Raw genomic sequence first — 23,280 nt, forward strand, 5'->3', positions numbered from 1 at the left:
AAGGGACCGCGCCGGCGACTAAGCGTTTCCGGGGGCGGCCGCGCCCGCCGGATCCCTCGCCGGGCGTCGGCCGCTACTCGACGATGTCGATGGCGGGGCGGCCGGGCTCCGCCTTGCTGACCACGCCCTCGTCGGCGTCGGCGGCGCGCTCGACGCGCACCGGCGCGTCGAACTCGCGCTCGATCAGCCACGCGGCGGCGCGCAGGGCGTCGTACTCGGCGTCGCCGTCGAGGGTCTCCCGCAGCGCCTCGCGGTTCGCCTGGAGGTCCTGGCCGTACGAGGCGGCGTCGTCGCCCCGCTCGCGGATGTGACTCTCGGCCATCAACTCCGAGATCAGGTTGTCGGCGTCGCTGTCGATCGCGATCGACAGGGCGTCGTACTTCCAGTCGGGGGCGACGACCACATCGATCCGCTCGGGGTCCTCGATCCCCGCGACCTCGACGATGTCGCGCACGTCCTCGCGGGTGTTCGCCACCAGCCGGCGGCGCTTCTCGACGGTGTCGCGGTCGACGCTCGCGGTCGGCCACTCCGCCTCGGCGACGAACCCGTCGCGACCGAGCGTCTCCCACAGCTCCTCGGCCAGGTGCGGCGCGACCGGCGCCAGCAGGCGCACGGCCACGTCCAGCCCGCGCTCGAAGACGGCCGGGTGCGGGTCGGCGCCCTCGCGGTAGCTCCGGAGGGTGCGGACCAGTTCCTGGGCCTCCCGCAGCGCGACGTTGAACGTCAGGTCGTCGTACTCCGCGCCCGCGATGGCGACCGCGGCGTCAGTCTCCTCGGCGACGTAGTCGTCGATCTCGTCGCGGTCGGCGTCGTCGCCGGCGAGCGCCACGTCGCCCGCGGCGTACTCGGCGACGAGGTCGTTGAGACGGGTCAGGAAGCGGTGGGTGGAGCGGACGCCCTCCTCGGACCAGTCGAAGTCGCGCTCGGGCTGGGCGGCCTCCATCATGAACAGCCGCGCGGTGTCGGCGCCGTACTCGTCGACGATCCGCTGGGGCGAGACGACGTTCCCCTTCGACTTGGACATCTTCTCGCCCTCCAGCTGGACCATCCCCTGCGCCAGCAGGTTCGTGAACGGCTCGCGGTGGTCGAGGCCCTCCTCGTCGGCCAGCACCTTCGTGAAGAACCGCGAGTACAGCAGGTGCATCACGGCGTGCTCGATGCCGCCGACGTACTGGTCGACCGGCATCCAGTCGTTCGCGCGGTCGAGGTCGAACGGGGCGTCCGTCAGGTCCGGCGAGACGTACCGCAGGAAGTACCACGAGGAGTCGACGAACGTGTCCATCGTGTCCGTCTCGCGGGTCGCGGGCCCGCCGCACTCGGGACAGGTCGTCGCCTGCCACTCGTCGGCGGCGTCCAGCGGGTTGCCCGTCGTATTGATGAACTCCGGCAGCTCGACGGGCAGGTCCTCGTCGGGCACCGGGACCGCCCCGCAGTCGTCGCAGTCGACCATCGGGATCGGCGTCCCCCAGTAGCGCTGCCGGGAGATGCCCCAGTCGCGCAGGCGGTACTGGGTCGCCTCGCTCGCGCCCTCGGTGTCTTCCGTGATCCGCTCCCGCGCGGTCTCGCTGTCGAGGCCGGTGTACTCGCCCGAGTCGATCACCACGCCGTCCTCCGTGAACGCTTCCTCCGTCACGTCGGGCGCGTCGGGGGCCGTCTCGCCGTCCCAGTCGTCCGGTTCCGGCGCGATCACGGGCCGGATCTCGACGCCCTTCTTCGTCGCGAACGCGTGGTCGCGCTCGTCGTGGCCGGGGACCGCCATCAGCGCGCCCGTCCCCACGTCCGAGAGGACGAGGTCGGCGACGAAGACGGGTATCTCCTCGGCCGTGACGGGGTTGGTGGCCGTGAGGCCGGTCTCGACGCCGTTCGGCTCGTCGCCGTCGGGGTCGGCCTCCTCCTCGATGAACCGCCGCACGTCGTCGTCCTCCGCGGCCAGCTCCTCGGCGATTGGGTGGTCGGGCGCGACGGCGAAGAACGTCGCGCCGTGGATCGTGTCGATCCGGGTCGTGAACGCGGTGACGGGCCCGTGGCCCTCGACCTCGAAGTCGACCTCGCTCCCGTACTGGCGCCCGATCCAGTTGCGCTGCATCTGCCGGACGGAGTCGGGCCACCCCTCCAGCTCGTCGATGGCCTCCAGCAGCTCGTCGGCGTACTCCGTTATCTTCAGGAACCACTGGTCGAGCTCGCGGGTCTCGACGGGGGTGTCACAGCGCCAGCACAGCTCCGCGTCGCCCTCGACCTGCTCGTCGGCGAGGACGGTCTCGCAGGAGGGACACCAGTTCACCTCGGCGTCGCGGCGCTCCACCAGGCCGGCCTCGTGGAAGCGGCGGAACAGCCACTGGTTCCACCGGTAGTACTCGGGGGTACAGGTGGTGACCTCGCGGTCCCAGTCGTAGCCGAACCCCATCGACTTCATCTGCCCGCGCATCGTGTCGATGCAGTCGAACGTCCAGTCGCGGGGGTTCGTGTCGCGCTCCTTGGCGGCGTTCTCGGCCGGCAGCCCGAACGCGTCCCACCCCATCGGGTGGAGCACGTCGTCGCCGCGCATCCGTCGGTAGCGGGCGTACGCGTCCGTGATGGTGTAGTTGCGGACGTGCCCCATGTGGAGCTTCCCGGACGGATACGGGTACATCCCGAGGACGTACGTCGGATCGTCGGCGTCGTCCGGGACGTGGTACACGTCTGCGTCCTCCCACGCCTCCTGCCAGCGTTCTTCGACCGTCGCGTGGTCGTATCCCTCCTGAGACATCTGCTTATATACTCGTGGTCGGTTCGGCGTCGTATAGCTTTCCATCCACTGGTGGCCCGTGACACACCGCCCCGCGGGCGGCGAGCGGCCGCCTCGACGACGCCGCCGGCTACAGCTTGTCGGCGTTCCGCGCCTGCTCGACGCGCTTCGTCGCCTGCTCGACGCGCTTCCCGGTGGCGTTCGCGAGCCCGGGCGGGAGCCCCTCGCGTGCGGCGGCGAGGCGCTCTTGGATCCGGGCGATCCGGTCGAGCACGTTCGCCAGCTGCCGCTCGGTGCCCGGGGCGTCGCCCTCGCGGGCGCGCTCCTCGGCCCGCTCGGCGGCGTCGACCGCGGCGGCCAGCGCCCGTTCGAGCCCGTTGACCGCGTTCGACGGGCCGCCGCCGGAGCCCCCGCCGCCGCCCGAGCCGTTCCCGCCGCCGGAGTCGTCGTCGCCGCCGTCCCCGCTCTCCGCAGCCGCGGCCGCGACCGCGGCGCGCGTCTCCTCGGCCACGTCGGCGACGTAGCCGGCGAGGGGGGCCGCGCCCGTCTCGGGACGCTCGATCCGGATCGGCTCGGGGCCGCCCTCCCCGCCGTCGCCGTCGCTCCCCGACGCCGACGGGTCCGGGTTGACCCGGTACGCGCCGAGCTCGTCGTCGGCGTCGCGGACCTCGGTCGTGTAGGCGCCGCCGGCGTGGACGTAGGCCGCGTCGCTCCCGTCGATCGCGGAGTCGTAGATCCGCCCGGCGAAGTCGTCCTCGATCGCGGTCCGGGTCAGGTCGACGTCGCTGTCGGCGTCCGACAGCTCCACCTTCCGCGCGTCCTCGCGGGCGACGAGCGGGATCTCGCCGTCGACGCCCGCGGTCGTCACGGCCTCGTCCGGCGAGACGGTCAGCGTCTCGCTGTGCGGCGCGCGCCCGGCGCCGTTGACCGTGACGCGGTGGTCGCCCTCGGGGACGCCGTTCGCGACCGCGACGCCGCCGGCGAACGTCGGGACCGCCTCGGGGTCGCTCTCGATCAGGACGAACGACTCGACGCTCGACCCGGTCGTCGTCAGCCCCTCGCCGTCGGGCGCCTCGTCGCTCTCGGTCGCCCGCGTGACCCGGGCGACGACCGAGTCGAGGGCCTCTGCGGCGTCGTCGCCGAACGACGGGTCGTCGGCGATCGCGTCGTACCGGGCCGCCATCTCCGACCGGTGGTTGCCGGCCGTGATGTCGAGCGCGGGGTTCTCGTAGCGGGGCTGGTCCCACGGGACGCCGGTCGTCGTGATGTGGCTCGCGACGGCGTCCTCGACGGCCTGCGGGACCGCGAACTCGAAGCTGAGCTGCGGGCCGGTGAACGCCGAGATGTCCTCCAGCTCGGCGCTCTCGACGAGGTCGTACTCGACGACCGACTCGGCGGCCTCCTCGGCGAGCGCGGCGTCCTCGCCGTCGGCCGGGCGCCCGCCGTGGCGGAAGGCGATCCCCGTCTCGCGGAGCGGGAGGTCGGTCGGCGGCGACCGCAGCGCGTCGAGCGAGCGGACCGTCAGGGCGCCGTCGACGAGCGACCCCTCGCTGACGGCGGGGAGGTCGGGATGGTCGTAGATCGGTTCGCCCTCGTACTCCGGGACGACGAAGGGGAGCCGCGCCCCCTCGTCCCGGGGGAGGCCGTACGCGACCGGGACCCCGAGGAGGTCCTCGACGGTGTCTATCGTCGTGTTCGTGATGTCCGCGAGGAGCCCCTCCTCGCCGACGCGGCGGAACCGGTCGGGGATCTCGTTGACCGAGAGCGTGCTGGAGTGCGAGCCGAGCTCGGGGAGGATCCGCGGGACCACGTTCGGGTCCGGGTCGAGGAACTCGTTGTTCGGGACGCTCCGGGAGTGCGAGCTGGCGACGTACAGCTGGGGGTCGCCCGTGTCGAGGTCGACGAACACGTGGAGCACCTCCCAGTCGTGCCAGTGGAAGTTCGCCGTGAACTGGTCGAACGCGGAGTAGAACCAGAACTGGACGACCGCGAGCGGGGAGTCCTCGTACCGCATCCCGTTGTAGAACACCGTGGGGGCCGGCGGCTCGCCCGTCTCGTCGTACCGCTCGTGGTAGCCGTTGAACGCCTCGAACCTGTCGACGACCGTCTCGCCGTCCTCCTCGACCGCGTACGGTCGCGGGTCGGTCGGGAACCACGGCTCCGCGGCGTCGAAGTACAGCGTCGGCGCGAACCGCGCCGCGAGCTCGTCGAGCCGTTCGCGGTCGAGTCCGGCCGTCGACCGGTCGCCCGAGCCGCCGTCCTCCCCCGCTCCGCCGCCGCTCGGTTCGTCGCCGCCGTCGGCCTCGCCGCCGCCGTCGGCCTCGTCGCCGCCGCACCCGGCGAGCGCGACGCTCCCAGTGAGCGCGAGGCCGCCGAGTACCGTCCGGCGGTCGACGCGCGCCCCGTCCGCCTCCGCGACGCCACCGCCGGCCGTCCCGGACCCGTCCGAGCCGTCGCCGCCGACGGTCCCGTTCGGGTCCTCGTTCCCGTCGGACCCAGCCATTCGTCCGAACGATGGGACAGCGGGGAATAACCCTTCCGCTGCCCTGCCCGCCCTCGACCGCGCCGAGCGCGGTCGACCGCCGCAAATCACCGTTCGACGAAGACGTCGGAGACGACCGCGTCGACGCCGCCGACCGCCGCCACCGCGTCGTACTCGCGCGCCGAGGCGACGGTCCACGGCAGCACTCGCAGCCCGCCCTCCCGCGCCCGCCGAACGAGGTCGGTCCGCAGGCACAGCTCGTACCGCGGCGAGACGGCCGCACACCCCAGCTCGGTCGCCGTCTCGATCGCCCTCGCCACGTCCTGCGGCGGGTACGCCCACCGGGGCGGCGACGCGCCGCCGAGCGGCCCCGGGATAAGCGGTCGGAGGGCCCGCGCCGGAACCGACTCGCGGACGCCGTAGACGGTCGGCACCGCCGGGTCGGCCGCGGTCGCCGCCTCGATAACCGCCGGGTCGTCGGCGGCGACGGCGAGGTCGTAGTCGCGGTCCGCGCCGGCCGCGACCGCGTCCGCCGCGACGCCCCGCTCCTTCAGGTCGAGCATGACCCACGCGTCCGCCGGCACGGCGTCGAGCGCGTCCGCGAGCGTCGGCACCGGCTCGCCGGAGCCCTCGACCGAGAGGGCCGCGAGCCGCTCGTACGGCGTCTCGCTCACGCGCCCGGTCGCGTCGGTCGCCCGCCCGAGCGTCGCGTCGTGGAAGGCCACGAGCTCGCCCGTCCCGCAGCGGCGCACGTCGAGCTCGGTCCGGTCGGTCGCCGCCGCGGCCGCCTCGACCGCCGCGACGGTGTTCTCCGGGTTCTCGGCCGCGAAGCCGCGGTGCGCGATCAGGGGCGGGCCGAGGTCGCTGCGGTCGCCGCCCGCCTCGGTCGCCCCGCCGCCGTCCCGCCCGACACAGCCCGCGAGGGCGGTCGATCCGGCTACCGCCGCCCCGCCGACCGCGATCGACCCGCACCGCCGAAGCACCGCTCTGCGGGACGGGTAGGTCTCCGCACCGGATCCGGTCGGCTCAGTGTCGCTCACGGGGCCGTCCTCGTCGAGGAGTTCGGCCCCGCGGACAAAAGCTCGCGGTCGGCGACGCTCGGCCGGCGACCGCGCTCGCCCGGGAGAAGGTATTTGCGGCCGGCAGCCCGATTCCGGAGCATGGACGGGAAGCAGGCCCTCTACTACGCGGCGATCGCGATCGCGGTGCTCGTCGGGATCAGCGTCGTCGTCAGCGTGGTCTCGGCCCTCTTGAGCCTCGCGTGGGCGGTCGTCTCCGGGATCGTCACGCTCGCCGTGCTGGCGGGGCTCGCGTACGCCGCGTACAAGGCTGGCTCGTGGCTGCTCGGCGACGGGGACGCCGGCGCCGACTCGCTCGACTCGATCGGGTCCTCGTCGTCCGCCTCCGCCGACGCCGCGACGAGCCGGCAGGACCGCCTCCGCCAGCAGTACGTCGAGGGACAGATCAGCGAGTCGGAGTTCGAGCGCCGCATCGGCGAGGAGTTAGAGACCGAGGAGGTCGACGACATCGACCGCGAGCTCGAACGCGAGCGCTGAGGATCAGAAACGGTCGCGGAGCTCTCCGCGCAGGTCGTCGACGTCGAGGTCCTTCATCGCGAACAGCACGAGCAGGTGGTAGACGAGGTCGGCGCTCTCCGCGGTGAGCTCGTCGCGGTCGTCGTCCTTCGCCGCGAGGATCGCCTCCGTCGTCTCCTCGCCGATCTTCTCTAAGACGGCGTTTTCCCCCTTCTCGTGGGTGAACAGCGAGGCCGTGTACGACCCCTCCGGCAGCTCCTCCTTCCGCGACTCGATGGTGGCGAACAGCTCGTCGAGGACCGCGTCGGGCGGCGCCGCCCCCTCGCCGGATTCCGGACCCCGATCGCTCACGCGACCACCTCCCGCTCGGGGAAGAAGGCGAGGTCGTGGATCCGCGGGTCGTCGGTGAGCTCCGGGTGGAACGCGGTGGCGACGACCGGGCCGTCCCGCACCGCGACCGGGCGCCCGTCGACGGTCGCGAGCGTCTCGACCCCCGGCCCGACCTCGTCGATGGCGGGCGCGCGGATGAACACGGCGTGGAAGGGGTCGTCGAGCCCGGCGACCGGGACCTTCGCCTCGAAGGAGTCCTTCTGTCGACCGAACGCGTTGCGGTCGACGGAGACGTCGACCAGCCCCAGCGGGTCGACCCGGTCGTCCTTCGCGTCGTTCGAGCAGACGATGAGCCCGGCGCAGGTCGCGAGGACGGGCTTCCCGCTCGCGACGTGTGCCTCGATCTCGGCGGCGATCCCCTCGCGGTGGATCAGCCGGGAGATGGTGGTCGACTCTCCGCCCGGCATCAGGAGGACGTCGCAGTCGGGCACGATCCCCGCGTCCCGGACCTCGACGACCTCCGCGGACTCGTCGTGGGCGGCCGCGGCGTTGCGGACCGCGGCGGCGTGTTCGGCCACGTCGCCCTGAACGGCGATGACGCCTGCTTTCATACGAACAGGTGGGGCGGGCGCGTGGAAAAAGGGCGCGCTACGCGGGCGAACGGTTCGCGCTCGGTCCGTCGGTGCGAGGAGAGGGGGAGCGTCTACGCGACGGTCAGCGACAGGATCTGGACGAACACGCCGAAGAGGACGCAGAACGCGACGACCGTCTTGGGGTCGATCGAGATGGCGTTCCGGTCCTCGTTCTCGAAGTAGCGGACCAGTCCCGCGCTGGACATCAGCCCGCCGGAGTTGGAACCACTCATGTCCGTTGCTGGACGGCGACGCGGCGTAAACGTTTCGTTCGCCGTCCGAGCCGACGGGTCGCAGCCGCCGATCGCGCCGCGCGGACCGCCCGCGTACACGAGTGGGAAACCCTTATGCGCGGGCCGGCGATAGTTGACGCCGACTATGACCGTTCGACTGCTGGATTTCCACGCCGAGTGGTGCGGCCCGTGTAAGACCCAAGACCCCATCCTGGAGGAGATTCAGGAGGACCTCGGCGACGCGTTCGAGCTCCAGAAAGTCGACGTCGACGAGGAGCAGGACGTCGCGAACCAGTACCAGGTCCGCTCGCTCCCGACGCTCATCGTCGAGAACGACGACGGCGTCGTCGACCGCTTCGTCGGCGTCACGCAGCGCGAGGACATCGAGGCCGCCCTCACGGAAGCGGGCGCCTGACCGTCGGTCCCGCTCGGTAGCCGTTCTTCTCGCGGCCGATGGCCGCACCCGAACGCTTTCAGACGGCCGCTTCGGGGGCGCGACCCGCCGCCGCGGCGTCTCGCAACCTTTTACAGCACCGCACGCGCAGTGACGGTATGGCTAAATTCGACGCCGCCGAACGCCGCATGCTCGACCGACAGATCTGTATGCGCTGTAACGCCCGGAACGCCTCCGAGGCCGAGCGCTGCCGCAAGTGCGGCTACACCAAGCTCCGCCCGAAGGCGACCGAGCGCCGCGCCGCGTAATCCGGTCGGCCGCCGGGCCGCCCTCGGCCCTTCCTCCGAGCTATTCCTCCCCGACGGCCAGCCGCGCGTCCCCCTCGCGGCCCCCGCCTCGGTCGCGCCCCGCGCTCACTCGTCGGGGTACTTCGGCTCGCGGCGCTCGGCGCGCTCCGTCGCGCGCTCTATCACCTCGCGGACGGTGTCCGGCCCGTCGGCGGCGCGGTAGACGTCGCCGTGGCCGGGGAACATCGCCGCGGTCGTGTCGGGCAAGCGGTCGAGGATCTCGCGGAGGCTCTCGATCAGGCGCTCGCGGGACTGGCCGGCCATGTCCGTCCGGCCGAACGAGCCGTCGTCGAAGGCGCCGTCGTTGTAGACGACCACGTCGCCGGAGTAGAGCCGATCCTCGCCGACGAGCGAGACGTGGTCGTCGGCGTGGCCGGGCGTGTGGACGACCTCGCACGCCTCGCTCCCGACGAGCACCTCGTCGCCGTCTTCGAGCGCCACGTCGCGGCGCGGGTGGTCCGCGTACGCGAACACCCGGGGGTCGAACCGGTCGACCACCGCGTCGAGCTCGCCCACGTGGTCGTGGTGCTGGTGGGTGATCACGACGCGGTCGAGCCCGTCGACGCCGGCGTCGTCGAGCGCGTCGGCGATCACGTCGTCGACGCCCGGCATCGTTCCCGCGTCGACGAGCGTCGTCGCGTCCCCGACGGCGAGGTACGCGTTACAGGTGAACTCATCCGCGTCCGCGGTGACGGTGATCGGCTCCATGCCCGTACTCGCTCGCGGAGCGACAAAAGGGTACAGCCGCGGCCGCGCGGCGTCTCTCCCCGCGAGCGGCCGTGGATTTATTTGACACCCGCCGTTAACTTCACACACAGATGGGCTTCGGCAGCTACGACGAGTCCGAACAGGAGAATCAGGACCTGGACGCGGACTTCGACGACGACGACGGTGTCCGGGCTGCCCAGGAGACCCACCAGGGGTCCGTCGACTACGAGCCCGGCGCCTCGAACGACGAGCTTCTCGACCGGCTCCAGGAGATCAAGTCCGAGGACGCGTGAGTGACCGCGCCGAGCCGCACGCTCGGCGTCGCGTTCTCCGACGCCCGCGACGTTAGCTACGCGGCCGGCGTCGTCGTCCGCGCCGACGGGACGCCCGACGGCGTCGCGTTCGCGCGGTGTACCGTCGGGGGAACCGACGCGACCGACGCCGCCCTCGACTGCTGGCGCGCGCTCGACCGCGAGGACGTCCGCCACGTCGCCTGCGCCGGGGTCGCGCCGGCGTGGTTCAACCTCCTCGACCTCGACCGACTCCGCGAGGCGCTCGACCGCCCGGTGTACGCCGTGAGCTACGAGGCGAGCCCCGGGCTCGAACCGGCCCTGCGCGACGCCTTCGACGGCGACGCGCTCGCCGAGCGCCTCGCGACGTACCGGTCGTTGCCGCCCCGCGTTCCGGTCAGCTCCGCGGACACGGACGGCGGCGACGCTCCCGACGGCGGCGAGCCTCGGTTCGTCCGCGCGGTCGGCCTCGACCCCGAGCGCGCCGCCGCGGCGGTCAGGGCGCTCACCCGCGACGGCTTCCGGCGCTGCGAGCCGCTCCGGATCGCCGCGCTCGCCGCGAGCGCCCACCGCGAGGCGGTGACGGCGAGCGATCCCCCCGGGGCGACCGACGCACCTTAGACGGCCGCGCCCGGAGCCGTGGGTATGAGCGAACACGGCGGCGACGGCCTCGACGAGGACCTCCGCGTGCCCGCCTGCGAGCGGTGCCCGGAACTGGTCGCCTCGCGGAGCCGGATCGTCGACGGCGTCGGCCCGACGGACGCGGACCTGCTGTTCGTCGGCGAGGGGCCGGGCGCCACCGAGGACGAGGAGGGCGAGCCGTTCGTCGGGCGGTCGGGCGACGTGCTCGACGAGGCGCTACGCGACGCGGGGCTCGCCCGCGCCGACGTGCGGATCACGAACTGCGTCCGGTGCCGCCCGCCCGACAACCGGGACCCGACGGCCGAGGAGCTGTCGAACTGCCGCGGGCACCTCGACGCGGAGATCGACCGCCTCGACCCGGCGCTGATCGTGACGCTCGGGAAGGTGCCGAGCGAGCACCTCCTCGACCGGTCGGTGGCGATCACCTCGGCGTCCGGCGACGTGGTGGACGCGCGGCTCGCCGGGGCGTCGCGGCGCGTCCTCCTGTCCGTCCACCCGGCGGCGACGCTGTACGACCGGAGTCAACGCGACGGCTTCTTCGAGACGATCGCGCGGGCGGCGGAGCTGAGCGGCGTCGGAGAGCGCGGCGAAAACGGCGGCGGCCAGTCGCGGCTCGGCGAGTTTTAGGCGCTCAGTCCCGCTTGGGACCGTCGCCGATACCGAGCCACTTCTTGGCGTCGAACAGGCCGCGGATGGCCTCGATCAGTCCCTTCCCCTCGTGCTCGCCGGGCCGGAGCCGGGCGCGGATCCGCGAGGAGATAAGCTCGATGCCGAGGACGACGATGAACACCATCACCAGCCCCGCGGCGGTCTGCTGGAACTCGAAGAGGTCCTGACTGTTCCGGATCATCAGCCCGAGGCCGCCGGCGCCGACGACCCCGAGCGAGATGGCGATCCGGGTGTTGATCTCCAGGATGTACAGCGTCCACGCGATGAACGACCGCGAGACCTGACTCAGCATGCCGAAGCTCACGGTCTGGGTGCCCGAGGCGCCCGTCGACCGGATCGCCTCGATCGGCCCCTCCTCGATCTCTTCGAGGTCGTCGGTGAACAGGCGGCCGAGGTTCCCGATGCTGTCGGTCGCGATCGCGAGCACCGCCGTCACCTGTCCCGGCGGGCCGACGGGGATGTACAGGAAGATCCAGACGATCGCGGGGATGGCGCGGATGCCGCTGAGCGTGCCGCGGAAGATGAAGTTGAACGGGAACGGCGTGACGCGCTCGCTGCCGAGCACGCCGAGGATCAGCGCGAACGGGAAGGCGAACACGGTGCCCATGAAGCCGAGGAGGAGCGTCACGAGGCTCGCCTTCACCAGCGTCTGCCGCGGCGACTGGAAGCTCTCGACGATGCGGGCCCCGCCCTCGCCGAAGCTCGCCGGAATCGCCTGAAGCCCCGTGATTCCCTGGTCTTTGGTGTAGATCGTGAAGTTCTGGAAGTCGGGCGGGAAGAAGCCGGTCGCGATGAACTCGTACATCGCCGGGAGCCGTCCGGCGACGACGTTCGGCTGGAAGCCGATGAAGCCGAGCCCCCAGTAGGTGACGCCGAGGACGGCGGTGAGGAGCACGGCCCACAACAGGTACTTGAGTCGCCGGAGCCGTTCGAGCGCGCGGAACTGGTCCCTAATCGCGGAGTCGGACGAGGAACTCACGCTTCTTGCCCCCCGTCTGCGGCCGCATCAGCCTCGGCGTCGGTCTCGCCCAGCTCCTCGCCGGTCGTGCCGGTCGGGACCGTCTTTCCGTCCTGTGCGCTGCCGTAGTAGATGCGGTCCATCTCGTCCATGGTGAGGTCGTCGGCGTCGCCGTCGAAGATCACCTCGCCGTCGCGGATCCCGAGGAACCGGTCTCCGAACTCGCGGGCGATGTTCACCTGGTGGAGGCTGGTGACCGTGGTGAGGTCCTGTGCGGTCGCCGCCTTCTTGAGGTACCGCATCACGTCCCGCGCCGCCTTCGGGTCGAGGCTGGCGACCGGCTCGTCGGCGAGGACGATCTCCGGCTCCTGAACAAGCGCCCGGGCGATCCCGACGCGCTGTTTCTGCCCGCCGCTCATCGACTCGGCGCGCTGCCCCGCCTCGTCGAGGAGGCCGACCGTCTGGAGGGCTTCCAGGGCGGTCCGCTTGTCGTCGTCGTCGTGCATCCCGAGGGCGCTCCGGAGGAGGCCGTTCCGGGAGAGCGCGCCCGACAGCGCGTTGCCGAACGCGGTCTTGCTCTCGATGAGGTAGTGTTCCTGGAACACCATGCCGACGCTGCTGCGGTTACCCTGTATCTCCTCGCCGCCGATGCGGACGGACCCCTCGGTGGGCTGCGTGAGTCCGTTCAGCACGCGCAGCATCGTCGACTTGCCGGCGCCGGAGGGACCGAGGAGGATGACGAATTCGCCCTCGGAGATGGTGAACGATACGTCGTCGAGGGCGACGGTGTCCTCGCCGTATCTCTTGGTGACGTTTTCGAATTCGATCGTTGGCATAGGGTGTGGCTTTGTCCGAAAGGGGAGGGATCGGATGAAAAGTGATCCGAAGTTGGAGACGGGACCTTACTGGTCGAAGATGTCGGTGCCGACGCCGAGCTCGTTGGCGACGTCGATGACGGACTGGTAGTCCTCCTGGCTCGCCTCGCGGACCTTGCTGAACCAGAGGTCGTCGTCGGTGTCGGACTCGCCGTCGGCGCCGTAGTAGATGCTGTCCGGCGCCTCGAGGAACGACTCCCGAATGGCGGACTTCACGTCGTCGCTCAGTTCGGGCGACACCACCATCGGCGCGCGCGGCAGCCCCTCGTCCTCGTGGAGCGTGGTGGCGACCTCCTGCCACTCCTCCGGCGCGGGGCCGGTGCCGGTGTCGCGGACGAAGCCGCCCATCGCGGCGGCGTCGACCTGGCCCTGTTCGAGCAGGGTGTACGAGCCGACGTGGCCCCCGGCGAAGCGGGCGTCGAACTCGGCCTGCGAGCCGTCGCCCTCGGGGAGCTCGCCGATGTCGAGGTCGCCCTGGCTCGACATGCTGTACAGCGGGTACAGCGCACCGCTGGTCGACAGCCGGTCGGAGAAGGCGACGGTCTTGCCGGACAGGTCCGACAGCTCCGTGATGTCGCTGTCGTTCGGCGTCGCGATGATGCTCTTGTACGTCCAGCCGCCGTAGCCGAACCGCTGGAGGATGATCTCCGCGTTCCCGGTCTTCACGCCGAGGGCGGCCGCGAACGGCCCCGTCTCCGCGACGTCGGTCGTGCCTTGGCCGAGCGACTGGATGATCGCGCTGTAGTTACTGCCGACGTTCCCCTCGACCGAGAGGCCGTCGGGGACCTCGTAGTTCTCCTTCAGATAGCTGCCCACGTGGTCGAGCAGCGGGGAGTACTGCACCTCGAGGTCCTCCTGCGGGACCGACGGCGAGATGCCGAAGTCGACCTTCCCGTCGCCGCCGAACGACATCTGCGAGTCGCCGCCGTCAGAGCCGTCAGACCCGTCGGATCCGTCGGACCCGTCGCCGCCGTCGGATCCGTCGGATCCGTCACCGCCGTCGGACCCGTCGCCGCCGCCGCTACAGCCTGCGAGTCCAACGATACTTGCCGCACCCGCGATCTTGAGGAATTTGCGTCGTTGCGCCATGAGGTGTCCATTTGATGCTTCTACTGGCGTTTCAAAAGTGTTGCTGTTGACATATACACACGACTCTATACCGCTATGTAACAGTTCCCGGATGGAAACTGACTTCCACCGCGGTCGCGAACCGAAACCATGGACGAATCACCAACGGGCGCCGAGGTGTCCGTCGCGCTCGTGGACTACGGGCTCGGGAACCTCCGGTCCGCGACCCGCGGGCTGGAGCGCGCGGGCGCGTCCGTCGAGATCACCGACGACCCCGAGGCGTTCGCGGCCGCCGACGGCGTCGTCCTCCCCGGCGTCGGCGCGTTCCGTGAAGGGATGGAGAACGCCGGGCCGCTGCGCGAGGCGCTGACCGACCACGCCGAGGCGGGGCGCCCCCTCTTCGGGATCTGCCTCGGGATGCAGATGCTCCTCACGACGAGCGAGGAGGCCGACCACGCGGGCGAAGGCGAGGTGACGGGGCTCGACCTGATCCCCGGCACCAACGTCCGCTTCGAGGTCGACCGGAAGGTGCCGCACATGGGCTGGAACGAGCTCGAAGTCGAGCGCGACCACCCGATCGTCGACGGCGTCGACGGGGCGGAGGAGTCGGGGGCGGCCGAGTCCGCCGGCGGGTCCGTCGACGGCGAGCACGCCTACTTCGTCCACTCCTACTACGCCGCGCCGGACGACGCCGACGCGGTCGTCGCCACCGCCGACTACGGGGTCGACTTCCCGGCGGTCGTCGCCAACGACGCGGGCAACGTGTTCGGCACGCAGTTCCACCCCGAGAAGAGCGGCGAGACGGGACTGACGATCCTGCGGAACTTCGTCGACTACTGCGCGGAACGGTAGTCGGCGACCGCGTCCGCCCCGCTTAGAGCTCGTCGTACGGGCCGGGCTTGGCCGCAGTCAGGCGGTCGACCTGCTCGTCAGAGAGGTCGATCGTCGCGGCCGCGAGGTTCTCTCGCAGCTGGTCGACGGTCCGGGCGCCGACGATCGGGGCCGTGACGCCGTCGCGGTGCGAGAGCCACGCGAGCGCGGTCTGCGCGGGCGAGGCGCCGACTTCCTCGGCCACGGCGTCTAACTCGTCGTGGACGTCGAAGTTCGCCTCGGTGAGGTACGCCTCCTGGAACCGGCTCGACTCCGCCGCCTTCGAGTCGCCGGGCAGGTCGGCGTCGCGGTCGTACTTCCCGGTCAGGAAGCCCTGTCCGAGCGGGCTCCACGGGGAGACGGCGAGGTTCCGCTGGCGCGCGAACTCCAGGTACTCCCCCTCGATCTCGCGGTCGACGAGGTTGTAGCGCGGTTGGAGCACCGTGAACGGCTCCCAGCCCTCGCTGCGGGCGATCTCGTTGGCGCGGGCGACTTTCCAGGCGTTCGGGCGGAGCGTCGAGGCGCCGAGGTAGTGGACCTTCCCGGACTCGACGAGCCCGTTCAGCGTCTTCATCAGCTCGCGGGCCGGGGTCTCGTCGTCCCAGCGGTGGATGTAGAGGACGTCGACGTAGTCGGTGCCGAGCCGGTCGAGCAGGGCGTCGACGCGGTGGCGCACGTTCTTGCGGTTCGTCCCGCGGCTGTTCGGGTCGCCGTCGCGGATCTGCCAGTACACCTTCGAGGCGACGGTGTAGCGCTCGCGGTCGCGCTCGGCGAGCCAGTCGCCGATCCAGCGCTCGCAGTCGCCGCCGCCGTACACGTCGGCGGTGTCGATGTACCGCCCGCCGGCGGTCTCGTAGGCGTCGAGCAGCTCGTGGGCGCGCTCCTCGTCGATCTCAACGTTCCCCGCCTCGGTCACGCGGCCGAACCGCCACGTGCCGAACTGGAGCTCGCTCGTCCGCAGGCCGGTCCGACCCAGCGGCACGGTTCCCAGATCGATCTCGTCGAGTTCGGGCGTCATCGCCGAACGGTTGTCGCGGTCGACGCAAAAAGGCTCAGCAACCGGATGCGATGTGCGAACGCGTGGCGGTCGCGGGGGCGGGACGGCGGCGGGAGCGTCGCTCCGGTTTCCGACGGGGTCCGGCGTCGAACCGACGCCACCGGATCGCGGCGGTCACTCGCACGTCACGGCGAAGTCCTCCTCCGCCGCGGCCGCGGTACACACCGGACAGCCGGCGTCGAGGATGGTCTCCCGCATCGCGTCGTTGACCTCGATGGTCTGCTCGCAGTCCGGACAGGTGAAGTGAACGGTGGTCAACGCTTACCCTCTCGTTCCCCCCGGATGCGGTCTGCGGACATAAATGGACGGTTCCGACCGGCTCACTCCGTCCGCGGTACCGCGTACGCGCCGACAGCGAGAAAGACCGCCGCGAGCGCGGTCAACACGAGGAGGTCGCCGGCCCACCGACCGCCGGTGAAGGTGATCGCCCGGGCCCCGCGCGCGAAGTACGTCAGCGGCGAGGCGGCGACCGCGGGCAGGAACCACTCCGGCAGGAGCGAGGGGGTGACGAACGTCTCGGAGAGGAAGAGCAGGGGAAGCGCGACCGTGTTGCTCGCGGCGATCACGCCGTCCTGCGAGTCGGCAAGCGCGCCGAGGACGGCGCCGAGCCCGCAGAAGAGCGCGACCGCGACCGCGACGAAGACCGGCAGGGCGGCCAGCGACGGCGAGACCACGAGCGTCGCGTCGGTCACCGCAACCACGAGGCCGAGGATGAGCAGGCTCGCGGCGCCGATGATGCCGACGTTGACGAGCGTGTGCGCGACGAGCCACTCGGCGCGGGAGAGGGGCGTGGTCGCCAGCTTCTCGAACCGCCCGCCGTCGCGGTGGCGCGCGATCTCGGAGCCGACCCGCGACAGCGGCGTGAACAGGACGACGACCGCGAGGTAGCCGGGAATGTAGTAGCCCGCCGGCTCGGCGAAGAGGCCGCCGCCGGTCGGCTGCGTCCGCACCAGCGCGCCGAAGATAACGACGAGGATGACCGGGAAGAAGAAGGTGAAGAACACCGCGGTCCGGCGCCGGGTGAACGACCGCGCCGCCGCGACCGCCTCGGTCCCGATCCGCCCGAGCCGGGTCATCGCTCGCCCCCGTCGGGCGCCGCGTCGTCTGCTGCGCGGCCCCCGTCGGACGCCGCGTCGTCTGCTGCGCGACGCCCGTCGCCGACCGCCACGGTCGGTCCCCCATCGGCTCCCCGCCGCGCGTACTCCTCGCCGGTCAGCCGCAGGTACACGTCTTCCAGCGACGGCTCCGACCACGACAGCGAGTCGAAGGCGACCCCGGCGCCGTCGAGCGCGTCGACGGCCGCGCCGATCGCCTCGGGCCGCACGCCGCGCACCCGGATCCCCCCGTCTGTCGCCTCGACGGTGGGGTCATCGCCGAGTCGCTCGCGGACGCCGGCCGCGACCGCCGCGACGGTCTCGTCGGTCGCCGGCCCCGCGGTCGCGGCGTCGAGCCGCGGCGCGCCGCCGTGTTCCGCGACCAGCCGGTCCGGCGCCCCGCTCGCGACGACCCGCCCGTCGCGGAGCATGGCCACGCGGTCGGCGAGCCGCTCGACCTCGTCCATCGCGTGGCTCGTGAGGAAGACGGTCGTCCCGCCGGCCGCGAGCCGCTCGATCAGCCGGTGGATCGCCCGGCGACCGGCGGGGTCGATCCCCGTCGTCGGCTCGTCGAGGAAGAGGAGGTCCGGGTCGTTGACGACCGCGGTCGCGACGCAGGTGCGGCGCTTCTGCCCGCCCGAGAGCGTCTCGTACCAGGCGTCGGCGTCGTCGGCCATCCCCACGTCCTCGAGGACCGCCTCGGTGTCGCGGGCCGCGTCGTAGAGGCCGCCGTAGTAGTCGACCAGCTCGCGGGCCGTGAGCCGCGCGGGCGGGTCGAACGACTGCGGGAGCAGCCCGACTCGGGCGGGGTCGACCTCGCGAGGCGGCGCGCCGAACACGCGGAGGTCGCCCTCGGCCTCGGTCGTCCCGGTGAGCGCGCGCACCAGCGTCGTCTTCCCGGCGCCGTTGGGGCCGATGAGCCCGAACACCTCGCCGGCGGCCACGTCGAGGTCGACCCCGTCGAGCGCGTCGACCTCGCCGTACGCCTTCCGGACCCCCTCGCCGACGACGACGGGGTCGCCGGCGGGCGCGTTCGAGTTCCCCGCGTCCGCCCCGGCGGTCCCGCTCCCGCCCGCGTCGACGGTCGCTGTCTCGTCCATGCGACCGAGTCCGGCCGCCGCGCGCGTAAGGGTTGCTTTTCGGCCGACGCGGTCGCCGGGGCTCGGTCAGGTCCGTCACGCCTAAGCGACGCGCTCCCGACCTACGGCGTATGTACTACCACGAGGCGGCGGCGTTCCTCTTCGACCTCCGCCGCTTCTCGGTCAAGCCCGGGACGGAGCGGGTGGAGGCGCTGCTCGCGCACCTCGGGGACCCGCACGAGGAGGTCCCGTTCGTCCAGATCGCCGGCTCGAACGGGAAGGGCAGCGCGGCGCGGTTGACGGAGTCGGTCCTCCGAGAGGCGGGGCTGTCGGTGGGCCTCTACACCTCGCCGCACCTCTCCGCGCTCGCCGAGCGCGTCCGGGTCGACGGCCGGCGGATGACCGAGTCGGCGATCGCCGACTTCGTCGCGGAGGTGCGCCCGTGGCTGGTCGACCGCGCGGCCGCCGGCGAGCCGCTCACCTTCTTCGAGGTCGTGACGGCGATGGCGGTGCGGGAGTTCGCGCGCCGCGAGGTCGACGTGGCGGTCTTGGAGGTCGGCCTCGGCGGCGAGTACGACGCGACGAGCGCGGTCGACCCCGTCGCGACCGCCGTCACGAACGTCTCCCTCGAACACACCGACGTGCTCGGCGACACGATCGGGGAGATCGCCCGCACGAAGGCCCGGATCGCCCGCCCCGACGCGCCGTTCGTCACCGCCTGCGAGGGCGAGGCCCTGGACGTGGTCCGCGAGGTCGCCGGCGAGGCCGGCGCGCCGGTGACGCGGGTGACCGGCGACGGCGACGCCGACGACGCGGGCTCGGCCGACGAGGGTGACCCCGGGGACGAGACCGACGACTCGCCCGCGCTCGCCGCGACCTACGAGGGCCGCGTCAGCGCCACAGACGCCGCGGTCTCGCTCGCCGGCGAGCGAGAGGGGACCTACCGGATCCCGCTCGTCGGGCGTCATCAGGCCGCGAACGCGGCGGTCGCCGTCGCGCTCGCGGACCGGACCGCGGCGGCGCTGGGGACCGACCTCCCCGACCGCGCCGTGCGCGACGGGCTCGCGCGGGCGACGTGGCCGGGGCGGTTCGAGGTGGTCGACACGGCGCCGCTGACCGTCCTCGACGGCGCGCACAACCCCGCCGCCGCCCGGACGCTCGCCGCGACGCTCGACGAGTACGACTACGACGACCTCCACCTCGTGTACGCCGCGATGCACGACAAGGACCACGCCGAGACGGCGGCCGGGCTCCCGGACGCGGCGACGGCGGTCACCTGCCGCCCCGCCATCGACCGCGCCGAGGACCCCGCCGTGCTCGCGGCCGCGCTCCGGTCGGCGGGCGTCGACGAGGTGACGGCCGGCGACGACGTGGCGGACGCGCTCGCGACCGCGACCGACCGCGCCGCCGCCGACGACTGCGTGCTGCTCGTCGGCTCGCTGTTCGCGGTCGCCGAGGCCCGGGCGGCGACCGTCCGGACCGTCCGCGAGCGGACGGTCCGGGGGCCCGACGACGCGGCGCACGCCCTCGACGCGGCCGGCGTCCCGCCCGAGGGCGTCGCGGCCCACCGGGACGGCGTCGACCACCGCGTCTTCACGCTCCGGCTGCGCGGCGACCGGGCCGAGCGCGTCGCGAGCGAGGCCCGAGCGGTCGGCGGCGACGCCGCGCTCGGGGGGCTCGGGGCGGACGAGGACCGCGGGGCAGCCGGCGAGCAGGTCCCCGTCACCGTCGCGGGCACGGTCGCGGAGCTGCGCGCGCTCGTCGACCGCCTCGACGCGGCCGACGGGGGCGGGCTCGGCGGCGTGGCGGCCGACCTCGCGGCGGCGGCCGGGATCGACGCATGCGGACCCGGCGGAACGGAGGGCGAGGGCGACGCGGCCGACCCCGAATCCCCCGACTACCCGTGGACCGACCGCACCGCGGTGATGGGCGTGCTCAACGTCACGCCGGACTCGTTCCACGACGGCGGGCGCCACGCGGACCTCGACGACGCGGTCGCGGGCGTCGAGCGGATGGTCGACGCCGGGGTCGACGTCGTCGACGTCGGTGGGGAGTCGACCCGCCCGGGCGCGGAGCCGGTCCCCGTCGAGGAGGAGATTGAGCGCGTCGTGCCGACGATCGAGGCGATCCAGTCGGTGCCCGCGGTCGGGTCCGGCGAGGTGCTGGTCTCGGTCGACACGCGCAAGCCCGCGGTCGCCGAGGCGGCGCTCGACGCGGGCGCGGACGTCATCAACGACGTGACCGGGCTGGAGGACCCCGAGATGCGCTCGGTCGTCGCCGACGCCGACTGCCCGGTGATCGTGATGCACAGCCTCGACGCGCCGGTCGACCCGGACGCCGACCCCGAGTACGACGACGTGGTCGGCGAGGTCGTCGACGCCTTACGCGAGCGGCTGGCGCTGGCGGACACGGCCGGCATCGACCGCGACCGCGTCATCGTCGACCCCGGGCTCGGCTTCGGGAAGTCGCCGGCGGAGGACTTCGAACTGCTCGCCCGCTGCGGGGAGTTCGCGGCGCTCGGCTGCCCCGTCCTCGTCGGCCACTCGCACAAGTCGCTGTACGGCGCGGTCGGGCGCGACGCCGACGACCGCGAGCACGCGACGGTCGCCGGCACCGCGCTCGCCGCCGACCGCGGCGCCGACATCGTCCGGGTCCACGACGTGGCCGAGAACCGCGCCGCGGTCGACGTCGCCGCCGCGGTGAACGGGGCGCTCCGTGGCGGGGGCGACCCCGCGGAGGACGGGGAGTGACCCGGGACCGGCGCGCGGTCGGGCGCGACGCCGACGGTCGCTCCCGCCGCGCCGACGGCAGCGTTTTGCCTCGCGGTCCCGTCGCGTCCCTATGACCCGGCGCCTGCTGCTCGGCTGTAGCGCGGTCGGGAACGCGCTCGTCGAACACGCCCGCGACGGGCGCGGGGGGCGCGACGACATGGTGGCGATCACCGACGACACCGGCTGGGTGTCGACGCTGCGCGACCGCAACGTCGCCACCGTCGAGGCCGACCCGACCGACCCCGGGACCTACCCCGACAGCGCCGGCGTCGTGCTGATCGCGAGCGACGACGCCGAGCGGAACGTCGCCGCCGCGCGCGCCGCCCGGGAGCGGTACCCGGAGGCGCTGATCGTCGCGCACCTCGGGGCGGCGCCGACGGACGAGCAGCGCGCGGCGGTCGAGGCGGTCGCCGACCGCGTTGTTGACCCGGTCGAGGCGGTCGCCGACCGCGTCTTCGCGGCGGTCGGCCTCGACGACGCCCCCGACCCGACCGCGGAGTTCGCCGCCGCCGACGGCGCCGAGAAGCCGGCCCGGCTGCTCGCGGCGCTCCGGGGGCTCTCGGGGCCGCTGCTCGTCGTCGCCCACGACAACCCCGACCCCGACGCCATCGCGAGCGCGCTGGGACTGGCGCGGATCGCGGCGTCGATCGGCGTCGAGGCCGACGCCTGTTACGGCGGCGAGATCGCTCACCAGGAGAACCGCGCGATGGTGAACCTCCTCGACATCCGGCTCCGGTCGTTCGACGAGATCGACCTCGACGCGTACGGGGGCGTCGCCTTGGTCGACCACTCCCGCTCGGGGATCAACGACAGCCTCCCCGAGGGCCACCCGGTCGACGTCGTCGTCGACCACCACCCGCCGCGGGGGCCGGTCGCGGGGTCGTTCGTCGACATCCGTCCCGGGGTCGGCGCGACGAGCACGCTCATCTCGGAGTACCTCTCGCGGTACGGGATCGCGCCGGAGCGGGACCTCGCCACGGCGCTCCTCTACGGCATCCGGATCGACACGAAGGACTTCACGCGCGCGACCGCCACCGACGACTTCGAGGCGGCGGCCGCGCTGCTCGCGCACGCCGACGAGTCGACGCTCGAACGCGTCGAGAGCCCGAGCGTGAGCCCGGAGACGCTGCGCGTCCTCGCGGCCGCCATCGAGAACCGCGACGTGCGGGGGTCGGTGGCGGCCTCCTGCGTCGGCGAGATCGCCGACCGCGACGCGCTCGCGCAGGCCGCCGAGCGGCTCCTCGACCTGGAGGGCGTGACGGTGACGTTCGTCTACGGATACACGGAGGGAGTTATCTACGGCTCCGCCCGCGCCCGCGGCGCTGACCTCGACGCGGGCGAGCTGCTGCGCGACGCGCTCGACCCCGTCGGCTCCGCCGGGGGCCACGCGGCGATGGCCGGCGCGCAGGTCCCCCTCGGCATCCTGAGCGAGGTCTCGGAGTCGGAGTCGCTGGCGGACGTCGTCGAGGCGTTCGTCGCCGGCCGGTTCTTCGAGGCGCTCGACGACGCGCCGACGCAGCCCACCGGGCTCCCGCCCGAGTTCCCGACCGATTGACCGCACGGGACCGACGAATGGGACGGCGTCGCACGGCGCCGTAACGCATTCGGCGCCGGCCCGCGACGCGCCCGACATGCCCGACGGTCTCTACGACGAGCGCCCGCGGCTGTACGACGCGATCCAGTCCGAGTGGGACTACGACCGCGACGTCGCCTTCGTCCGCGGCACGCTCGCCGACCGCGGTGTCGACCCCCACCGCCTGCTGGAGGTCGGCTGCGGCACCGGCGAGCACACGCGCCGGCTCGCCGCCGGCGGGCTCGACGTGACCGCGATAGACGTCCACGAGGGGATGCTCGGCGTCGCGCGCGAGAAGTGCGCCGACCTCGACGGCGACGGCACCGCCGAGTTCCGCCGGACGGGAATTCCCGACCCGGACCTCGGCGGCGCCGGCCCGTTCGACGCGGCCGTCGCGATCCGCGGCGTCGTGAACCACCTCGCGCCCGCGGACCTCGACCCCGCGCTGGCCGCGCTCCGCGACCGCCTGCGGCCGGGCGGCGTCCTCGTCTTCGACAACTCCCCGCTGCCGCCCGAAGGGAACCGCCCCGGGCTCGACGTGGGCCGCGACGCGGACGAGGCGGTCGAGTACGTCCGCGTCGCGCACCACGTCGCGACCGGCGACGGCCGCCTCGACTGGCGCGCGGTGACGTTCACGCCCGACGGCGACCCCTTCGTCGACGCCCGTCGGATGACGCCGTTCGCCGACGAGCGGATCGCCGACGCGCTCGCCGCGGCCGGGTTCGACGAGGTCGATACCGTCGACGGCTACGGCTCCGACGACGACCGGAGCGTGTTCGTCGCGGTGCGGTAGGTGTGAGTCGCGGTACGGTGGCGCGGTCGTCGCGGTGCGGTGGCGCGGTCGTCGCGGTGCGGTGGCGCGGTCGTCGCGGTGCGGTGGCGCGGTCGTCGCGGTGCGGTGGCGCGGTCGTCGCGGTGCGGTGGCGCGGTCGTGCGGGAATCGCGCAA

At 72.8% G+C, this 23,280-nt stretch carries 24 protein-coding genes; 10 read left to right on the top strand and 14 right to left on the bottom strand.

Going from position 1 to position 23,280, the window contains the following annotated elements; translation table 11 throughout:
* Nucleotides 1-73: 73 nt before the first annotated feature.
* The 3 genes from leuS to EXE50_RS05695 all read right to left on the bottom strand — a co-directional run bounded on the left by leuS (nucleotide 74) and on the right by EXE50_RS05695 (nucleotide 6,247).
* Nucleotides 74-2,746 (bottom strand): leucine--tRNA ligase, encoded by a 2,673-nt coding sequence (gene leuS / locus EXE50_RS05685; protein WP_137704573.1) that lies wholly within the window; start codon nucleotides 2,744-2,746, stop codon nucleotides 74-76.
* A gap of 109 nt (nucleotides 2,747-2,855) precedes the next feature.
* Nucleotides 2,856-5,228 carry a hypothetical protein gene (locus tag EXE50_RS05690; protein WP_241982631.1) on the bottom strand — a complete coding sequence of 791 codons (2,373 nt, stop codon included), beginning with the start codon at nucleotides 5,226-5,228 and terminating at the stop codon, nucleotides 2,856-2,858.
* 86 nt (nucleotides 5,229-5,314) lie between these two features.
* Entirely contained in the window at nucleotides 5,315-6,247 is a 933-nt protein-coding gene (locus tag EXE50_RS05695) for a glycerophosphodiester phosphodiesterase family protein (protein ID WP_137704574.1), read from the bottom strand.
* A gap of 120 nt (nucleotides 6,248-6,367) precedes the next feature.
* Between EXE50_RS05695 and EXE50_RS05700 the strand changes: the two genes are divergently transcribed.
* Nucleotides 6,368-6,763, top strand: coding sequence for a hypothetical protein (locus EXE50_RS05700; RefSeq protein WP_121600293.1), 396 nt, complete (start codon nucleotides 6,368-6,370; stop codon nucleotides 6,761-6,763).
* A gap of 3 nt (nucleotides 6,764-6,766) precedes the next feature.
* On the opposite strand, the gene hisE is transcribed toward EXE50_RS05700, so the two are convergent.
* The 3 genes from hisE to EXE50_RS05715 form a co-directional block, all read right to left on the bottom strand.
* A complete protein-coding gene (gene hisE / locus EXE50_RS05705) occupies nucleotides 6,767-7,093 on the bottom strand; it encodes a phosphoribosyl-ATP diphosphatase (protein WP_053772464.1) in 327 nt (108 codons plus the stop codon).
* Nucleotides 7,090-7,683, bottom strand: coding sequence for a pyridoxal 5'-phosphate synthase glutaminase subunit PdxT (pdxT, locus tag EXE50_RS05710; RefSeq protein ID WP_053772465.1), 594 nt, complete (start codon nucleotides 7,681-7,683; stop codon nucleotides 7,090-7,092). Before pdxT ends, hisE begins: the two co-directional genes overlap by 4 nt.
* A gap of 92 nt (nucleotides 7,684-7,775) precedes the next feature.
* The gene (locus tag EXE50_RS05715; protein ID WP_077152317.1) at nucleotides 7,776-7,937 is read right to left on the bottom strand and encodes a preprotein translocase subunit Sec61beta; all 162 of its coding nucleotides are present in this window, start codon (nucleotides 7,935-7,937) and stop codon (nucleotides 7,776-7,778) included.
* Nucleotides 7,938-8,082: 145 nt separating this feature from the next.
* Between EXE50_RS05715 and EXE50_RS05720 the strand changes: the two genes are divergently transcribed.
* Together EXE50_RS05720 and EXE50_RS05725 are read left to right on the top strand one after the other, a co-directional pair.
* Nucleotides 8,083-8,352, top strand: coding sequence for a co-chaperone YbbN (locus EXE50_RS05720; protein WP_004598787.1), 270 nt, complete (start codon nucleotides 8,083-8,085; stop codon nucleotides 8,350-8,352).
* A 137-nt stretch (nucleotides 8,353-8,489) separates the two neighbouring features.
* The gene (locus EXE50_RS05725) at nucleotides 8,490-8,639 is read left to right on the top strand and encodes a 50S ribosomal protein L40e (protein WP_006111655.1); all 150 of its coding nucleotides are present in this window, start codon (nucleotides 8,490-8,492) and stop codon (nucleotides 8,637-8,639) included.
* Nucleotides 8,640-8,744: 105 nt separating this feature from the next.
* On the opposite strand, the gene EXE50_RS05730 is transcribed toward EXE50_RS05725, so the two are convergent.
* A complete protein-coding gene (locus tag EXE50_RS05730) occupies nucleotides 8,745-9,386 on the bottom strand; it encodes an MBL fold metallo-hydrolase (RefSeq protein WP_137704575.1) in 642 nt (213 codons plus the stop codon).
* Between the two features lie 110 nt (nucleotides 9,387-9,496).
* On the opposite strand from EXE50_RS05730, the gene EXE50_RS05735 reads away from it, so the two are divergent.
* The 3 genes from EXE50_RS05735 to EXE50_RS05745 are packed head-to-tail and all read left to right on the top strand — an operon-like array spanning nucleotide 9,497 to nucleotide 10,945.
* Entirely contained in the window at nucleotides 9,497-9,679 is a 183-nt protein-coding gene (locus EXE50_RS05735; RefSeq protein WP_007995123.1) for a DUF5786 family protein, read from the top strand.
* Nucleotides 9,680-10,297 (top strand): DUF99 family protein, encoded by a 618-nt coding sequence (locus tag EXE50_RS05740; RefSeq protein ID WP_137704576.1) that lies wholly within the window; start codon nucleotides 9,680-9,682, stop codon nucleotides 10,295-10,297.
* A gap of 24 nt (nucleotides 10,298-10,321) precedes the next feature.
* A complete protein-coding gene (locus EXE50_RS05745; RefSeq protein WP_121600289.1) occupies nucleotides 10,322-10,945 on the top strand; it encodes a uracil-DNA glycosylase family protein in 624 nt (207 codons plus the stop codon).
* 4 nt (nucleotides 10,946-10,949) lie between these two features.
* On the opposite strand, the gene EXE50_RS05750 is transcribed toward EXE50_RS05745, so the two are convergent.
* The 3 genes from EXE50_RS05750 to phnD all read right to left on the bottom strand — a co-directional run bounded on the left by EXE50_RS05750 (nucleotide 10,950) and on the right by phnD (nucleotide 13,909).
* Nucleotides 10,950-11,966 (bottom strand): ABC transporter permease, encoded by a 1,017-nt coding sequence (locus EXE50_RS05750; protein WP_053772469.1) that lies wholly within the window; start codon nucleotides 11,964-11,966, stop codon nucleotides 10,950-10,952.
* Complete coding sequence (phnC, locus tag EXE50_RS05755; protein WP_053772470.1) at nucleotides 11,963-12,781, bottom strand: phosphonate ABC transporter ATP-binding protein; 819 nt, start codon at nucleotides 12,779-12,781, stop codon at nucleotides 11,963-11,965. The genes EXE50_RS05750 and phnC overlap by 4 nt, the downstream gene beginning before the upstream one ends.
* Before the next feature lie 66 nt (nucleotides 12,782-12,847).
* Complete coding sequence (gene phnD / locus EXE50_RS05760; RefSeq protein ID WP_137704577.1) at nucleotides 12,848-13,909, bottom strand: phosphate/phosphite/phosphonate ABC transporter substrate-binding protein; 1,062 nt, start codon at nucleotides 13,907-13,909, stop codon at nucleotides 12,848-12,850.
* A 129-nt stretch (nucleotides 13,910-14,038) separates the two neighbouring features.
* On the opposite strand from phnD, the gene hisH reads away from it, so the two are divergent.
* Nucleotides 14,039-14,740: an imidazole glycerol phosphate synthase subunit HisH gene (gene hisH, locus EXE50_RS05765; RefSeq protein WP_053772472.1), complete on the top strand. Its 702-nt coding sequence runs from the start codon at nucleotides 14,039-14,041 to the stop codon at nucleotides 14,738-14,740.
* A 22-nt stretch (nucleotides 14,741-14,762) separates the two neighbouring features.
* Here the strand turns inward: hisH and EXE50_RS05770 are convergent, their stop codons facing one another.
* The 4 genes from EXE50_RS05770 to EXE50_RS05785 form a co-directional block, all read right to left on the bottom strand.
* Nucleotides 14,763-15,776, bottom strand: coding sequence for an aldo/keto reductase (locus EXE50_RS05770; RefSeq protein WP_137704578.1), 1,014 nt, complete (start codon nucleotides 15,774-15,776; stop codon nucleotides 14,763-14,765).
* A 153-nt stretch (nucleotides 15,777-15,929) separates the two neighbouring features.
* Nucleotides 15,930-16,073: a zinc ribbon domain-containing protein gene (locus tag EXE50_RS05775; RefSeq protein WP_121600285.1), complete on the bottom strand. Its 144-nt coding sequence runs from the start codon at nucleotides 16,071-16,073 to the stop codon at nucleotides 15,930-15,932.
* 62 nt (nucleotides 16,074-16,135) lie between these two features.
* Nucleotides 16,136-16,891, bottom strand: coding sequence for an ABC transporter permease (locus EXE50_RS05780; RefSeq protein ID WP_053772474.1), 756 nt, complete (start codon nucleotides 16,889-16,891; stop codon nucleotides 16,136-16,138).
* Nucleotides 16,888-18,009: an ABC transporter ATP-binding protein gene (locus EXE50_RS05785; RefSeq protein WP_241982632.1), complete on the bottom strand. Its 1,122-nt coding sequence runs from the start codon at nucleotides 18,007-18,009 to the stop codon at nucleotides 16,888-16,890. The genes EXE50_RS05780 and EXE50_RS05785 overlap by 4 nt, the downstream gene beginning before the upstream one ends.
* A gap of 110 nt (nucleotides 18,010-18,119) precedes the next feature.
* Here EXE50_RS05785 and folP point away from each other — a divergent pair, with 110 nt between their 5' ends.
* The 3 genes from folP (at nucleotide 18,120) to EXE50_RS05800 (ending at nucleotide 23,125) form a co-directional block, all read left to right on the top strand.
* On the top strand, nucleotides 18,120-20,738 hold the full coding sequence (gene folP, locus EXE50_RS05790) for a dihydropteroate synthase (protein WP_137704579.1): 2,619 nt from the start codon (nucleotides 18,120-18,122) through the stop codon (nucleotides 20,736-20,738).
* Between the two features lie 91 nt (nucleotides 20,739-20,829).
* A complete protein-coding gene (locus tag EXE50_RS05795; RefSeq protein ID WP_137704580.1) occupies nucleotides 20,830-22,314 on the top strand; it encodes a bifunctional oligoribonuclease/PAP phosphatase NrnA in 1,485 nt (494 codons plus the stop codon).
* A gap of 76 nt (nucleotides 22,315-22,390) precedes the next feature.
* The gene (locus EXE50_RS05800) at nucleotides 22,391-23,125 is read left to right on the top strand and encodes a bifunctional 2-polyprenyl-6-hydroxyphenol methylase/3-demethylubiquinol 3-O-methyltransferase UbiG (protein WP_137704581.1); all 735 of its coding nucleotides are present in this window, start codon (nucleotides 22,391-22,393) and stop codon (nucleotides 23,123-23,125) included.
* Nucleotides 23,126-23,280: the final 155 nt, after the last annotated feature.

This window comes from Halorubrum sp. ARQ200 (assembly GCF_005435115.1).
GTDB classification, from domain to species: domain Archaea; phylum Halobacteriota; class Halobacteria; order Halobacteriales; family Haloferacaceae; genus Halorubrum; species Halorubrum tropicale.